14 protein-coding genes are annotated in these 14,314 nt (G+C 52.0%); 4 read left to right on the top strand and 10 right to left on the bottom strand.

The window, feature by feature from the left end; translation table 11 throughout:
* Window positions 1–78: 78 nt before the first annotated feature.
* The 5 genes from KI379_RS02865 to KI379_RS02845 all read right to left on the bottom strand — a co-directional run bounded on the left by KI379_RS02865 (window position 79) and on the right by KI379_RS02845 (window position 6,062).
* Window positions 79–1,101 carry a LacI family DNA-binding transcriptional regulator gene (locus KI379_RS02865; protein ID WP_212982723.1) on the bottom strand — a complete coding sequence of 341 codons (1,023 nt, stop codon included), beginning with the start codon at window positions 1,099–1,101 and terminating at the stop codon, window positions 79–81.
* Window positions 1,102–1,249: 148 nt separating this feature from the next.
* Window positions 1,250–2,257 (bottom strand): globin-coupled sensor protein, encoded by a 1,008-nt coding sequence (locus tag KI379_RS02860; RefSeq protein ID WP_212982722.1) that lies wholly within the window; start codon window positions 2,255–2,257, stop codon window positions 1,250–1,252.
* A gap of 110 nt (window positions 2,258–2,367) precedes the next feature.
* On the bottom strand, window positions 2,368–3,090 hold the full coding sequence (locus tag KI379_RS02855) for a MerR family transcriptional regulator (RefSeq protein ID WP_212982721.1): 723 nt from the start codon (window positions 3,088–3,090) through the stop codon (window positions 2,368–2,370).
* Between the two features lie 32 nt (window positions 3,091–3,122).
* The gene (locus KI379_RS02850) at window positions 3,123–4,010 is read right to left on the bottom strand and encodes an Hsp33 family molecular chaperone HslO (RefSeq protein WP_076170626.1); all 888 of its coding nucleotides are present in this window, start codon (window positions 4,008–4,010) and stop codon (window positions 3,123–3,125) included.
* Between the two features lie 156 nt (window positions 4,011–4,166).
* Entirely contained in the window at window positions 4,167–6,062 is a 1,896-nt protein-coding gene (locus tag KI379_RS02845; protein ID WP_076170627.1) for a PrkA family serine protein kinase, read from the bottom strand.
* 288 nt (window positions 6,063–6,350) lie between these two features.
* On the opposite strand from KI379_RS02845, the gene KI379_RS02840 reads away from it, so the two are divergent.
* Window positions 6,351–7,127 (top strand): DUF2161 domain-containing phosphodiesterase, encoded by a 777-nt coding sequence (locus tag KI379_RS02840; RefSeq protein ID WP_076170628.1) that lies wholly within the window; start codon window positions 6,351–6,353, stop codon window positions 7,125–7,127.
* On the opposite strand, the gene KI379_RS02835 is transcribed toward KI379_RS02840, so the two are convergent.
* Together KI379_RS02835 and KI379_RS02830 are read right to left on the bottom strand one after the other, a co-directional pair.
* Window positions 7,124–8,347 carry an aminotransferase-like domain-containing protein gene (locus KI379_RS02835; RefSeq protein ID WP_212982720.1) on the bottom strand — a complete coding sequence of 408 codons (1,224 nt, stop codon included), beginning with the start codon at window positions 8,345–8,347 and terminating at the stop codon, window positions 7,124–7,126. The two genes, KI379_RS02840 and KI379_RS02835, sit on opposite strands and share 4 nt — an antisense overlap.
* 97 nt (window positions 8,348–8,444) lie before the next feature.
* A complete protein-coding gene (locus KI379_RS02830; RefSeq protein ID WP_212982719.1) occupies window positions 8,445–9,101 on the bottom strand; it encodes a response regulator transcription factor in 657 nt (218 codons plus the stop codon).
* Window positions 9,102–9,393: 292 nt separating this feature from the next.
* On the opposite strand from KI379_RS02830, the gene KI379_RS02825 reads away from it, so the two are divergent.
* On the top strand, window positions 9,394–9,807 hold the full coding sequence (locus KI379_RS02825; protein WP_076170841.1) for a uroporphyrinogen-III C-methyltransferase: 414 nt from the start codon (window positions 9,394–9,396) through the stop codon (window positions 9,805–9,807).
* Window positions 9,804–10,871 (top strand): phosphodiester glycosidase family protein, encoded by a 1,068-nt coding sequence (locus KI379_RS02820; protein WP_076170631.1) that lies wholly within the window; start codon window positions 9,804–9,806, stop codon window positions 10,869–10,871. The genes KI379_RS02825 and KI379_RS02820 overlap by 4 nt, the downstream gene beginning before the upstream one ends.
* Window positions 10,872–11,222: 351 nt before the next feature.
* Here KI379_RS02820 and KI379_RS02815 read toward each other — a convergent pair whose 3' ends face one another.
* The 3 genes from KI379_RS02815 to serC all read right to left on the bottom strand — a co-directional run bounded on the left by KI379_RS02815 (window position 11,223) and on the right by serC (window position 13,392).
* Window positions 11,223–11,477: an AbrB/MazE/SpoVT family DNA-binding domain-containing protein gene (locus tag KI379_RS02815; RefSeq protein WP_076170632.1), complete on the bottom strand. Its 255-nt coding sequence runs from the start codon at window positions 11,475–11,477 to the stop codon at window positions 11,223–11,225.
* 203 nt (window positions 11,478–11,680) lie between these two features.
* Complete coding sequence (gene trmL, locus KI379_RS02810; RefSeq protein ID WP_076170633.1) at window positions 11,681–12,145, bottom strand: tRNA (uridine(34)/cytosine(34)/5-carboxymethylaminomethyluridine(34)-2'-O)-methyltransferase TrmL; 465 nt, start codon at window positions 12,143–12,145, stop codon at window positions 11,681–11,683.
* Between the two features lie 158 nt (window positions 12,146–12,303).
* Window positions 12,304–13,392 (bottom strand): 3-phosphoserine/phosphohydroxythreonine transaminase, encoded by a 1,089-nt coding sequence (gene serC / locus KI379_RS02805; RefSeq protein WP_212982718.1) that lies wholly within the window; start codon window positions 13,390–13,392, stop codon window positions 12,304–12,306.
* 413 nt (window positions 13,393–13,805) lie between these two features.
* Here serC and KI379_RS02800 point away from each other — a divergent pair, with 413 nt between their 5' ends.
* A complete protein-coding gene (locus tag KI379_RS02800) occupies window positions 13,806–13,976 on the top strand; it encodes a hypothetical protein (RefSeq protein WP_212982717.1) in 171 nt (56 codons plus the stop codon).
* The last annotated feature ends 338 nt before the right edge of the window (window positions 13,977–14,314 follow it).

The following is a 14,314-nucleotide window of genomic DNA, read 5'->3' as shown; positions in this document are numbered from 1 at the left end:
GGAAATGAAACGCAATCATAAATGACCAGACAGGACGCAAAAAGGGACATGCCTGCCCGGCACATCCCTTCCTCCTATTTAACGCGATTGATCTTCAGAAACCTTCACTTTGCCGGTCGATTGGCGGATTACCAGGCTGGCCGGCTCCATAATTTCCGGCGGCGAGTATTCCGGATTTTCGATCATGGAGATCAGATGCTCAATCGACCTTGCGCCGATATTGTGTATGTTCTGGTTCACGGTCGTCAGGCTAGGCTTAAACACCTTGGCCTCAAAAATGTTGTCAAACCCGACAACCGAAATATCCCCGGGAACGGAGAATCCCCATGCTTCAATTTCATGAATCGCCCCCATCGCAGCCATATCCGAAGTACACACGACAGCCGTCGGGGGAGACTGAAGATGAAGAAGCTTCCTCATGGCGACCATGCCGCCTTCAAAAGAATAATCACACACTTCCAGATACTTGTCCCTGTATTCGATGGAACAGTGGGCAAGGCCCTGCTTGTATCCCTGAAGCCGCCGCTCGGCTACCGTATGGCCGAGGGTACCGGCGATATAGGCGATATCCCGGTGACCCAGCCCATACAGATGGGAGACGGCCATATGAACGCCGTTCACGTTATCCGACGTAATATTTCCGACCCGGTTTCCCATGACGTCCGTATCCACAAACATGGTAGGAATATCGGAGCGGATCAACTCGCCGATAATCCGGTGGTCCCGTTCCACGCCGAAGATGACGACCCCATCCAGGTTTCTGCTCTCACAGTGGTCGATAAAAGAATAACTTTCGTCGTTCAGCCGGGCAGAGAGGCGCATGAGGTCATAGCCGCTGTTCTCCAGCGCCGTTTTGATGCCTTCCAGCAGCTCGGCCACATAAGGGTTCGTAAAGGGAATGTTGATCAGCACCCCCACGGTCCATGATCTCCCGGTGACGAGTCCGCGTGCAATGGCATTGGGCCGGTAACGAAGAAGCTCAATCGCCGATTTGACTTTTTTCCTTGTTTTATCGCTGACGTCCGGATAATGGTTAATGACTTTGGAAACGGTTGCGACAGATACTCCAGCCTCTTTCGCCACATCATGAATGGAAGCCACTATACAATCACCTCAAATACAAATCAGTTGCCGATCAATTCAAAAATTTACGATTTCGAATATTCATGATGACGAATCTATTATACCTGAATGGCGAATGATGAGGTACTGGAACAAATGAAGCTTCCTTGACGCTCCTCGTCGGCGTTTACTGGTGATTCTGAATCTCCGCCAGATCCAGCGTCAGCTTCTCGATCGTCTTCACGAAAGCGGCCAGCTCCTGGGAGCTCTCCGCCTGTGCCCGGGCATGGACCGATGTCTGCCGGGTTTCCTGCTGTACGCTCTCCAGCCGGACCATGATGCCCGATACTTTATCCTGGATCGTCTCCAGCGCTTCCCGCGAATGGGCTGCGAGCTTGCGAACCTCTCCGGCAACGACGGCAAAGCCTCTGCCGGAATCCCCGGCATGCGCCGCCTCGATCGCCGCGTTCAGTCCGAGCAGATGCGTCTGGTCGGCGATGCCCTTGATCAAGCCGCCCATGTTCTCGATTTGGGTGACATCCTCCTGCAGCTCGTCCATCAGCGAATGGGCCAGGTCCTGGGAAGCCGCGGTCACTTTCGCGGTCTCGGCGATTTGGCCGGCACTCTCGTTCAGCTCGGCAATCATGCCGGTCAGCTGCTGAACGACTTCGGTTACCGCCCGGAGCACCTGCTCCCGCTCGTCGGCAAGCTCTTGGATCTTTTCCTTTTCCTTCATATCATAAGCTTCCAGAACCAATTGTGAATCGAGGTTGAACATCTTGGTCAGGGGATGGATCACCTCGATCCAGCGGTCCGGAATGGCCTTCTTGAACAGCTCAACAGCGATGTCCAAATAAACCATGTAGCTGCCGAGATAATAATCCGTATTTAAGCCAACGCGCGAATGCACCAGTCCGATGGCGATTCTTTTCTCCAGAAACGGCTCGTCAATGACACCTTCGGCCAGCGACATCCAGTATTCCCGCTGGGTCGTCTTCAGCCTGTCGATCGTCGTTTTCCGTTCAATGATGCGCATGAGCTCCGGCTCCGAAGTGATATGCCAATAAAAATGGTCAACGACTTCATCGACCACCTTGCTGAATACGGGCTGGTGCGTCCGCAGAATCTCCAAATCCTTTTCCGTCAGTCCAATAAATTTCAGCTGCTTATGCCGCGCTTCCGATACTTGAATCATGTAGAATGGCTCCTTTAGAATTTCCCTGATTATACCAATTTTAAACAATCTAACTTTGTCTATTATAGTCTATATCGACGACTAAACAACTAAAATATAGTGCATCCGGCTTATATTTTTAGTACGGCTTTACGAATGAATTGGTATAGCTCGCGGTCCATTCCAAAACGGAGAGCCTGATCGGAGTGTTCCCGGTAATAGCTTTCCGCCGACCGGCTTAACAGATCATAATCACCCGCTGCATCCTGAAAACAGCTCTTCCATCGTCTTGCTAGGGCTAATACGGTGGGATGGTGCTCCGGCGTTCCTTTCTCCATTTCGGAGCGGAACCTGGAAATCAGCCTCCGGAATTCCTCCTCCTTCTCCCTCATTTGTTCTAAATTCATAGAAGTATAATTCTGCTGGATGTTTCTTGCCATCTCCCGGCTAAAATGCTGGCTCCTGCTCATATTGATCAATTGCACGACTTCGATGAACCGGGTGGAGTCAACCGGCTGTCCGAGCTGCATTAAGCTGTAAATATTGTTTAGACGATCCCTTACATCCAGCTGCATTTGAATATGTTCATTGATGCGCGCAAGCTGGTGTTCCAGCAAATGTAACGGATTAAATTCCGGATCAGTGACCGACCGCTTCACTTCTTCCAGCGAAATTCCCAATTGTTTAAGTAAAATGATATGGTGAAGCCGCTGCAGATCGTCCTCTACGTACAAGCGGTGCCCTTTTTCCGACGTGAGTGTTGGATGCAATAAGCCGATCTCGTCATAATGATGGAGCGTCCTGACGGTTAGGCCGGTTAATTTGGCGATTTCTCCAACTTTCCAGGTTTTCATCGTTCTGTTCCTTTCTGTTGGCTTGATAAGGGTTATGGGATCGTTCTTCTCCCTTGAAATATGTCGAGCAAGCTCTGAATCTCGATGGGACTAAATCCATATTTCTCCCCACAGTGGCTGCAGACCACTTCTGCCGGCTCCGCCTGCAGGACGAGGCTGGCCAGCTCCTCCCGCTCAAGGCCCAGCAGCAGATTGCTAAGCATTTCCTTTGAACATTCACAATACCACTGCAGCGGCTTGGTTTCCAGAATCGCCCACCCTCCCGGCGGGCACAGAAGCAGCTCATGATGTGCCTGATCTTTTTGATGGCGGCTCAGCATAAAATCGCTCCCATCCACCATTTCCTTTACTTGCTGCATCAAACCCGGATTTCCACCTGGGAGCAGTTGGGCCAATATTCCTCTGGATGACGATACCCGCTGCTTCTCATGGTCGATACAAAGGTTTAAGGTAACCCACGTCAATGTTTGTTCGCTTTGGCCATAATAATGAGAAATATCATCCGTGATATTGGCGTAAGGCATATCCGTAATTCCTGTAAACATCCGATTCGCTCCCGTTTCCTGCACCACTTGGATGTTGCCCCTGCTCCCAATGATCTGCCCGAGCGATAAGCCCTCCGATGGCAGTTGAAACCACTCTTCACTGAGATATCCCCGAACATTACCGGAAGCGTCAGCATCCGCAAATATGTTTACGCCGGGGCTGCTTGTCTTGATTTTCAGGCTCATCTGCTGTGGTTCTTTTAAAATACCCGCAATCAGCCCCGCCACCGATACCGTTCTGCCTAATGCCTCTTTCAACACCGGGCCCATTGTTCTTCTATTAAAGATTTGTTGGAGCAAATGGGTATTATCCATAAAAATGATACGGACTTTTCCGTCAAACGCAATCGATTTTGCAATCCAGCTGCTCTTCATTTTCTACATTCCTTTCCGCGATTCCAGTATCCCCACATTTTACTTCCTAACGTTACGTGAGGTTCAAGACCCGAAAAAGAAAAAAGCAGAAAAAAATGGCCCCCGATATAAATCAGGAGCCATGTTGGACACTGGAATTTATACGGTTTCTGCTGATTACCGGTTCAACAAGCTTCCCACATAGCGCAGCAGCTCGTTCGCGCATACCGGGCAGTAGCCGTGCTCGTCGATCAGCCGTTTGCTTACTTCGTTAATCCGCTTAAGCTGGGCGGCATCCGGCGTTTTGGTCGACGTCGTTATTTTTACGATATCCTTGAGGTCTGTAAACAGCTTCTTCTCGATCGCTTCGCGCAGACGGTCATGGTTATGGTATTCGAACTTTTTGCCCTTGCGGGAATAAGACGAAATCCGGATGAGGATTTCTTCACGGAACGCTTTTTTGGCATTTTCGGAGACGCCGATCTGCTCCTCGATGGAACGCATCAGCCTTTCGTCCGGATTCATCTCTTCGTCGGTGAGCGGGTCGCGGATCTTCGTCCAGTTGCAGAACGCCTCGATGTTGTCGAGGTAATTCTCAAACAGCGTTTTGGCCGACTCCTCAAAGGAATAAACAAAGGCCTTCTGCACTTCTTTTTTCGCCAGCTCGTCGTATTCTTTCCGGGCCACCGCGATGAAGTTCAGATAACGCTCCCGTTCGTCCTTCGTAATGGAGGCGTGCTGGTCAAGCCCGTCTTTGATGGCCCGCAGCACATCCAGCGCGTTAATGCATTGAAGGTCCTGCTTAATCAAAGCACTGGAAATCCGGTTGATGACATACCGCGGATCGACGCCGGACATGCCTTCTTCCAAATATTCAGACTGCATTTCCTTCAAATCGGCTTCTTTATACCCTTCAATCTCTTCGCCATCGTACATTCTCATCTTTTTGACGAGGTCCATTCCCTGCTTCTTCGTCTCCTTGAGACGGGTCAGAATGGAGAAAATCGCGGCGGAACGCAGCGCATGCGGCGCAATATGGATATGCTTCATGTCGCTTTGCGAAATGAGCTTGCCGTAAATCTTTTCTTCATCCGATACCTTCAGGTTATAAGGAATCGGCATGACGATCATCCGGGACTGCAGCGCTTCGTTTTTCTTGTTGGCGATAAAGGCCTTGTACTCCGATTCGTTCGTGTGGGCAACGATGAGCTCGTCGGCGGAAATAAGCGCGAACCGCCCTGCCTTGAAATTGCCTTCCTGTGTGAGCGAGAGCAGGTTCCACAGAAACTTCTCGTCGCATTTGAGCATTTCCTGAAATTCCATCAGGCCGCGGTTGGCCTTGTTCAGCTCTCCATCGAAACGGTAGGCGCGGGGGTCCGATTCCGAACCGTATTCCGTAATGGTAGAAAAGTCGATGCTGCCGGTCAGGTCGGCGATGTCCTGGGATTTCGGATCTGAAGGGCTGAATGTACCGATACCGACACGGCTGTCTTCCGAGATCAGCACCCGGGTGACGGGCATTTTCTCGATATCGCCGTCGTATTCGGTCTTCAGGCGCATTTGGCAGGAAGGGCAGAGATTGCCTTCGATCCGCACGCCAAGTTCTTTTTCCACTTCAGGCCTCAGGTCCAGCGGAATGAGATGAAGCGGTTCTTCATGCATCGGGCACCCGTCAATAGCGAATACCGCGCCTTGCGGTGTTCTCGAAAATTTCTCAAGGCCCCGCTTCAGCAGGGTCACAATCGTCGATTTCCCGCCGCTGACCGGACCCATCAGCAGCAGAATCCGTTTACGGACGTCGAGCCTGCGGGCCGAGGAGTGGAAGTACTCCTCCACCAGCTTTTCAATGGCACGATCCAGGCCGAAAATTTCCTGCTCAAAAAATTTATAACGTTTATGGCCGTTGACCTCTTCCACGCCGTATGATTTGATCATGTCATAGACGCGGGCATGCGCCGTCATCGCCGGTGATGGGTCCTGACGAAGAAGGTCGATGTATTCTTTAAAGGTGCCATTCCATGCCAGTTGATCGCTCTCTGCCCGATATGCCGCTACGCGTTCGAAAATATCCATGCAAGTACCTCCTATGACTCGGTTATGAAATCGCAAGCTACTCCTACAAAATGCGTCAAGGGTCAACTGCTCCCATCGATTCTTAAAAAGTGTATTACATACCTATGCGGGACCGTGGGATTAGTTGACCTCTTTTTTCGCCCATGTCAGATTGTCTTTTTCTATAAAAGCAAGGGTGCTGCGACTTTCCCGGCGGGATATCTGCCCTTAGGATTCGGGTTCTTCATTTGAAATGATATAATGAACAAAGAATTCAGAAGCGGATCACCGCAGAAGGAGAGCCTGAACATGTCCGTCCAGCATGAAACCGAACTTTACGAGCCATTGAAGGCTTTTTTTGAGCGGCAGGGCTACGAGGTCAAAGGCGAAGTTCGCCACTGCGACCTGGTGGGCTTGCATCCGGACGAGGAAGAGCCGCTGATCGTGGAAATGAAAAAGACGTTCAACCTCTCCCTGCTGCTGCAGGGAGTCGAACGTCTCAAGCTGAGCCCTCATGTATATTTGGCAGTGGAGCGCAACCGCAGCAAGCGGGGTGCCGTGAACCAGCGCTGGGATGACATCACCGGTTTATGCCGCAGGCTGGGCGTCGGTCTGATCACCGTCACCTTCTATAAAACAAAGAAGCCGCTGGTGGAAGTGCTCTGCGAGCCGGGAACGCCTTACGTGCCAACCCGCAGGATGAAAGTCCGCAAGTCCCGGCTGCTCTACGAATTCCGCGAACGCAGCGGCGATTATAACGTCGGCGGCACCACACGGGCGAAGCTGATGACGGCTTACCGGGAAAAAGCGCTTCGCGTCGCCGGCGCCCTCGCAGGCGCACCGGAAGGCGGCCTGTCGCCCGCGCATTTGCGGGAGAAAAGCGGCGTGCCGAATGCGGCGGCCATCCTGCAGAACAACTATTACGGCTGGTTCCAGCGGATCTCCCGCGGCCGCTACCTCCTCACGCCGGCAGGCACCGCCGATCTGGAGCGCTATGCCGGCATCCTGGAGACGGGGGCATCCAGTTTGCCCGCTCTTGTGGAAACGGCCACGCCGGCGCGCGCCTCACGCCGCAAAAAGACTTAGCTGCGCGCCGTAAATTCGCCGATCGCTTCGCCGATCAGACTCATGCCCAGCAGCAGCTCGTCACGGCCGGGGTGAGTGAAATTCAGCCGAATCCAGCCGCTTCCCCGCCCGTCCGGGTAGCACAGCGTGCCGGGGAGAAAAGCTGCGCCCTTACCCAAGGCGCATTTCAAGAGGGCCAGACTGTCCAGCCCATCCGGCAGCTGAAGCCAGATAAACATGCCCCCTTTGGGGATGACGTAGCTGGCATCCTGCCATGCCGGCCGCTGCAGCAGCCCGTTCATCAGCTTCAGGCGGGTGTCGTATTCGCGGTTCAGCATCTTGATATGCTCATGAATATCGAAAGCGGAGGATTCCAGCATGTTGTGCAGGAAGCGCTGGTTCAGCGTGCTGGACTGCCAATCGGCCAGCTGCTTGGCGGCAGCCAGCATATTGATCAGCGGCCGGCTTCCGGCGGCCCAGCCCGTACGCAGCGCCGGGGCAATCGTTTTGCTGAACGAACCGATGTAGAGCACCCCCTGTCCGCTGCCCGAGCCGTCCAGCGCAAACAGGGAGGGGTACAGACTGGTGAATTCCCGCTGCGATAACTTTTCAAAATAAAGATCCCCGTAAGAATTGTCTTCTATAATGAGGATACTGTGCTCCCTGCACAGGTCAAGCACTTCCTTACGCCGCTCTAAGCTCCAGAGGACCCCCGTCGGATTGGAGAAATTCGGTGAGGCTACCAGCAGCTTCGGCTGCGTCCGCTCAATCTGTTCCAGCAAACGTTCCGGAATCAGGCCATTCTGGTCGCTGTCCACCGGAATAACGACAGCCCCCTGCATCTTGAACACCTGCAAGTATCCCGGCGAAGCCGGACTTTCCACAAGCACGCGGTCCCCTGGCTCCACATAGACGCGGGCCAGCAGATCCATTGCCTGCTGCACACCGGTCGTCAGCAGAATTTGATCCGGACCCACATCAATGCGCTTGGTGCGCTTCCAGTCCTCCGACAACCATTCGCGCAACGGCAAAAAGCCCTGCGGCTCCCCATACTGAAGTGCCGTAGGACTATTCGAAATCACTGCTGCCGCTGCTGCCTCCAGGGAAGATACGGGAAATAACTCTTCGGCCGGAAGCTCCTCTGCAAAAGATATGAAGGATTCCCGATTTGCCAAGGACCGGATGAGATGAAGCGGTGACGACAGCATGACCTCCGTACGGGCCGCAAAGGAATACTGCATGGTCTCTCCTCCCATTTATCTCTTATTGGGTTCGGTCTCTCTATATAATTTGCAACCCTAAAGTATGTATTCAGAGACGCATGGAATTATGCCGTATTCAAATGTACATCGCTCGCTTCTGGCGTGAATGAAGCGCAAATTTTTCGATGGCCTGGGCCCGTGTGGACACCCCTAGCTTGACGTAAATTTTGCGCAGGTAGTTATCGATGGATCTTCGGCTGACGGTAATTTCCGTTGCGATCTTATCGTAGGTAATCCCCTGTACGATCCGTTCCATAATAAAAATCTCCGTCTCGGTCAGATCAAACATCCCTTCCGCCGAGGGAGCCGCCTGCATCTGCCAGATCCCCTGCTTCAGCCATTCAATCGGCAGGGCGGCAAAGCCTTCGCGCAGCCCGTCGATCATCAGCATAAGCTGGGAGGCCGAGGCCTGTTTCGACAAAATTCCGCTCCCCCCGTGATGAATGATCGGATGCAGCAGCTTCAAACCGTCATGATCCGTCAAGATGAGGATATGGCTCTCCGGAGAACTGCTCTTGAGCTTCTCCAGCAGCGGTTCCGCTGTTCCCTCGGGCATCTGGTAGTCCAACAGAACCAGATCGGGCTGGTGCTCGATCACCAGCACCAATCCTTCGTCCCAGGTTGAGGCCATCCCCGTTACCTTCAGATTCTCCCGTTCCTCCAGTATCAACTTGGTGCCCAGCATACTTGTGGGGTGGCTATCGATAATCACAACCCGCCAAACTCTCGTCATTTCAATGGTAACCTCCTGGTACTGATCGTTATTGAATATAAAGTACAGCAGCGTTTCTCCTCCGCTCACAAGCGCGTTAAACGCTTGTTTTAAGACGTTTCTATTTTCATATCAAGGCTCGCTAAACGGTTATGTATAATATAAATCTATCAGTCTTAAACAGATTGTATCGCACCCCTATTATTTCGTGCAATCTATTTTTAGGTATTTTTATGACTTGTATTCATTTTTGCGAAAATAATAGGGTAATGATAGAATGGGGACTGGAAAAAATTCAACGAAAACCGAGGTGATGACATTGCAAACTTCGACAGGGCCTTCCGCACCATTCGGAAACCAGCCCAAGAGGGAGAAGCCACCCTCCGTCAAGTTCGTGCTCCTGATATGGATACTGCTGATTGTACTGGGCATCGGCGCTGCCTATTTATATAGCAATCATGTGAAACAGGAAATGATAAAGCAGCTTCAGGCAAGTACGGAAAACCAGATGAACGATTTAAAAAAGAGTTACGAGGCTCAGTTTAACGAACTGGCGGGGCAAGTTAAGGAGCTGGAGAGCAAGGTGCAGTCCTTTAACGAACTGCTGACGTTCACCAAGGATAACGCCACGAGCAAAACCGATAACAGCAACAAGCTGTACACCCAGCTGAACGAAGTGAAGAAACAGCTGGATACGCTGCAGAAAAAGATGGATCTGCTCAAATGAATGTAAGCATCAAACAGATCAACCGCTTTTTTCTGCTCGTGACCGCTCCGTTCGTTGGATTGTTCATCTATTTGCTGTTCAGCCTAGGTCCCCTACATATCCAGGTCGATACCGCAGCGTACGTTCCGGCAGATACGCTCAAGCCGCATACCGACTCGCTGCTGAAGGAGCTGGACAAGGCCGACAAAACTGTGAAACTAACCATTTCGTCCATCAGCAAAACGTCCAGATTGTACAAGCAGACGACTTCAGCGATGAATGCGATCGAAGCGACGGCCAAGTCACAAGCCGGACGTCCCGAGTTCATCTACAATAAACGGATTACGTCCAAGCTCGGCGCCCCTATTGAACGCGTCGATAGCGAACGAATCCGGATCGAGCTCTACAAGGTCAACCCGGGTGTGTACAATGGATATGCCATGAAGGTGAAGCTCAAGGATCCCTCTGCCATGGGCATGAGCCTTGCCAAGGACAAGCTGGGAAGCTCCGAAACGACGATGCAGGCCGTAAGCCGGCACGGAGCCGTGGCCGGGATCAATGCCGGAGGATTTGCCGACACCAGCGGCAAGCGTTATCCGCTCAGCACCACCGTCATGAATGGAGAGTATCTTACGGGATTCCAGTCCAGCTTCAAGGATCTCTTCTTCGTGGGGCTGAACAAATCCGGCAAGCTTATCGGCGGCAAGTTCCAGAATCAATCCGAACTGGACCGCCTGCAGCCCAAATTCGGGGCGACCTTCGTGCCGATGCTGCTAAAAAACGGCCAGCCCGTTGAAATCCCGCTCAAATGGAAGCAGTCTCCCAACCGTGCGCCGCGGACCGTGATCGGCAAATACAAAGACGACCAGCTGCTGATCATCGTCGTGGACGGGCGCAACGAAAACGGCAGCTCGGGAGCCACCCTCCAAGAGCTGCAGAGTAAAATGTTCCATCTCGGCGTCATCGATGCCTATAATCTAGATGGCGGGGGCTCTTCGACCCTGGTGCTGAACGGCAGGGTGGTCAACCACCCGTCGGACGGCAGCATGCGCCCGGTCCCGACCAACTTTTTATTTTATAAATAATGTATCCTTAAGCTGCAAAAAAATTATGAACAAAATGACGAATTCATTTATTTTTCCAGCAAGTGTGGGTATAATAGGCTTATTGAGCAATGGTAGTTCAGCGGGAGGTGGCCTTAAATGTCGTTCTCATTAACTTTTTGGATTTGTATGGTGGTGCTGCTAATGTTCCTGGTCGGCATCCTAACCGCAGCTTATAACGATGATAAAACTAAAGGACTGTAAGGCCGAAGAGGCTTCCTGTATAGGAAGCCTTTTTTCATGGAAACCTGATCCATTTAAGCGAACCAGGTTATAAACAGACCTTGCTATAAAAGAAAAACACCACGAAAACTCGTGATGCCCAAATGAATGTTATGCATGCTTTTGCAATTGCAGCATGTCGGATTGACACTGGCCGCAAATATATCGCTCTTTGAATTCCGTCACTTCGTCCATCGAACCGCAAAACACGCATTTCGGACGGTAACGTTCCAGAATGATGTGGTCCCCCTGCACCAGAATCTCGACAGGATCTCCTTCGTTCATCTGATAACGTTTTCTAAGCGACTTCGGCAGGACGATTCTTCCGAGCTGATCTACCTTGCGTACAACACCGGCAGGTTTCATGTTCAACACCTCTCCCTATGACTAATCGAATGTAAAGTGATTAGAAAGTACCCCCTGTGATCATTATTCATACTTTCCAATCCAGAAATATGGGTCTTTTCTAATAGTTCGATGTGACGATGTCGAATCCTGCTCCGGATTAAAATTTTATTACTTTATTTTAGAAGCTGAATTTTTCCGTGTATTGTATCCAAATGCAGTCCTTATTCCATCCCCGGATAATCGAGCTGCCGCAGCGCCTCGTACACGATGATCGCCGCCGAATTGGACAGGTTCAACGACCGGACCTTATCCGTCATCGGCATGCGCATACACGTATCAGGGTTGGCAGCAAGCAGTTCCTCCGGAAGTCCCTTCGTTTCCTTGCCGAACACGAGAAAATCCTCATCCTGGAACTGAAAGTCCGTGTATCGTTTGTCGGCTTTTGTCGTCGCATAGAAGAAACGCCGGCCGGCGTACATCTCCTGCACCTCTGCAAAAGATTCATGGTATTCAATATGAACCGCATACCAGTAATCCAGACCCGCTCGCTTCAACGTTGCGTCATCAGTGCGAAAACCAAGCGGCTTCACGAGATGCAGGTGAGCTCCCGTCGCTGCGCAGGTTCTGGCGATATTGCCGGTATTCGCGGGAATTTCAGGTTCAACAAGTACGATGTGCAATGCCATAGATCGTTTTCCACTCCATTCATTTTCTATACAAAATGAACTAAAGGCTAATCATGCTTCACCTTTTTAGTTCAAATGATATTGCTAAAGTTTAAAAAGCCTCTCGCCGGCTAACGGCGAAAGGCGCTCACTCATGGATGTTCTGGCTTCAGGCTTCATTACCCATGATTCTTTTGAAAATGGTTCATAAAATCAGCCAGTGCTTTAACATTCTCGTAAGGAACGGCATTGTAAATCGAAGCGCGCAGACCGCCGACGCTGCGGTGTCCCTTCAGACCTACAAAACCTTCCTGTTCCGATTCCTTAATAAACTGCTTCTCCAGCTCTTCAGAAGGAAGACGGAATGTAATATTCATAATCGAGCGGCTGCCCGCCTCTACCGGTCCACGGTAGAAGCCTTCGCTGCTGTCTATTGTATCATAAATCAAGCCGGCTTTCTCCCGGTTGATCTTCTCAACGCCGGCTAGTGAGCCTTGTTCTTCGATCCACTTCAGCACTTCGTTGACCATGTATACCGAAAAGGATGGTGGGGTGTTGTAAAGAGAGTTGTTCGCCGCATGCGTGCTGTAGCGCAGCATCGTCGGGATATGCTTCGGCGACTCGGCCAGCAGCTCTTCCCGGGCAATGACGACCGTTACGCCGGAAGGTCCCAAGTTCTTTTGCGCTCCTGCATAGATAAAGTCGAACTGATTCACGTCGAACTCGCGGCACAGGATGTCGCTGGACATGTCCGCAATCAGCGGTACGCTGCCTGTATCCGGGTACTGCTGGTACTGGCTGCCTTCGATCGTTTCATTGGACGTTACGTGCAGGTACGCGGCATTTTCCGGAATTTCGATGCTGCTCAGATCCGGAATCGACATAAACTTATTGTTCTCCGAAGAAGCGGCAATATGCGTCTCCCCGATCAAGCGTGCTTCCTTCTCCGCTTTGCTGGCCCAGCTTCCTGTCAAGACATAGCTTCCGGTCTTGCCGGCTGTCAGAAAGTTCATCGGCACCATCGCAAACTGGGTGCTGGCACCCCCCTGCAGAAACAGCACCTTGTATCCCGAAGGATTGCCCAGGAGGGACAGCAGACGGCTTTGCGCTTCGTTATGGACTTCCTCATAGACCTTGCCGCGGTGCGACATCTCCATGATGGACATCCCTGTCCCCCGGAAATCCACGAAATCGGCTTGTGCGCGTTCCAGCACTTCCAGCGGCAATGCAGCAGGGCCGGCGTTAAAATTGTATGCTCTCTTTGTCAAAACAACTCCCCATCCTCTCTCTTATAGCGAATGATAATATGGCAATGATAGCAGTATTCCCAAGGGCCATCAAGTACAAAAAAGCACATAGTATGACGCCTTGCGGACGCTTGTTTTATCTATTACTTTAACACAGTTTATTTAACGGAGTAAAGCACTGCAGGAAATGGCAGATCAAAAGTCGACAGTTTTCGTCAGAACCAGCCAGGGGACCTCGATAACCCTCATCACCGGAGTTTTCCCAACAGTCCTACTCCTGCTCGCTGCCCCCGAACTGTCCACACTTACTTCCCTGCCCAGCGGAGCGGAACACCGCAATTCCCGGAACAGTGGAACGGTCGCCTTTGTTTTCCCATTTCTACCGCGGACAGCGGCTAAATTCGGGAAACGGAAAAACAACAGCGAGTGGAGGAATGCGGTGGACGCGGAGCCCTCCCAAGGAAAGTGGTGTGCGGAGCCCTTCCCAGGATGCGGTGGACGCGAACGCTGGCCCGGCATGGCATATGCTGCCGCATGCAGGCTTGGCTCTCTTTGGCAGACAAATCACCCTCTTCGTAGAGGCTGCTGACGTGTTGTCTCCCTGAGCACCACACAACTACTTCCCTGAGCCGCCCACACTTACTCCCCTGCTTAGCGGAGCGGACACCGCAATTCCGGAACAGCGCAGCGGTCGCCTTTGTTTTCCCGTTTCTACCGCAAGCAGCGGCTAGTTCAAGAAACGGGAAAACAACACGCGAGTGGAGGAATGCGGTGGAGGCGGAGCGCTTCCCAGAATGCGGTGAGAGCGGAGCGCTGCTGATAGGCGTTGCTTCATGAGCTACCTGCAGCCCTGCTTCCCTGAACAACCCAGCCGCTTCCCCGAACTGCCCACACATACTCCCCTGCTTAGCGGAGCGGACACCGCAATTCCGGAACAGCGCAG

The sequence above is a fragment of the Paenibacillus cineris genome (genome assembly GCF_018333335.1).
Lineage (GTDB): Bacteria > Bacillota > Bacilli > Paenibacillales > Paenibacillaceae > Paenibacillus_AQ > Paenibacillus_AQ favisporus.
This window is presented reverse-complemented; position numbering and strand designations above follow the sequence as displayed.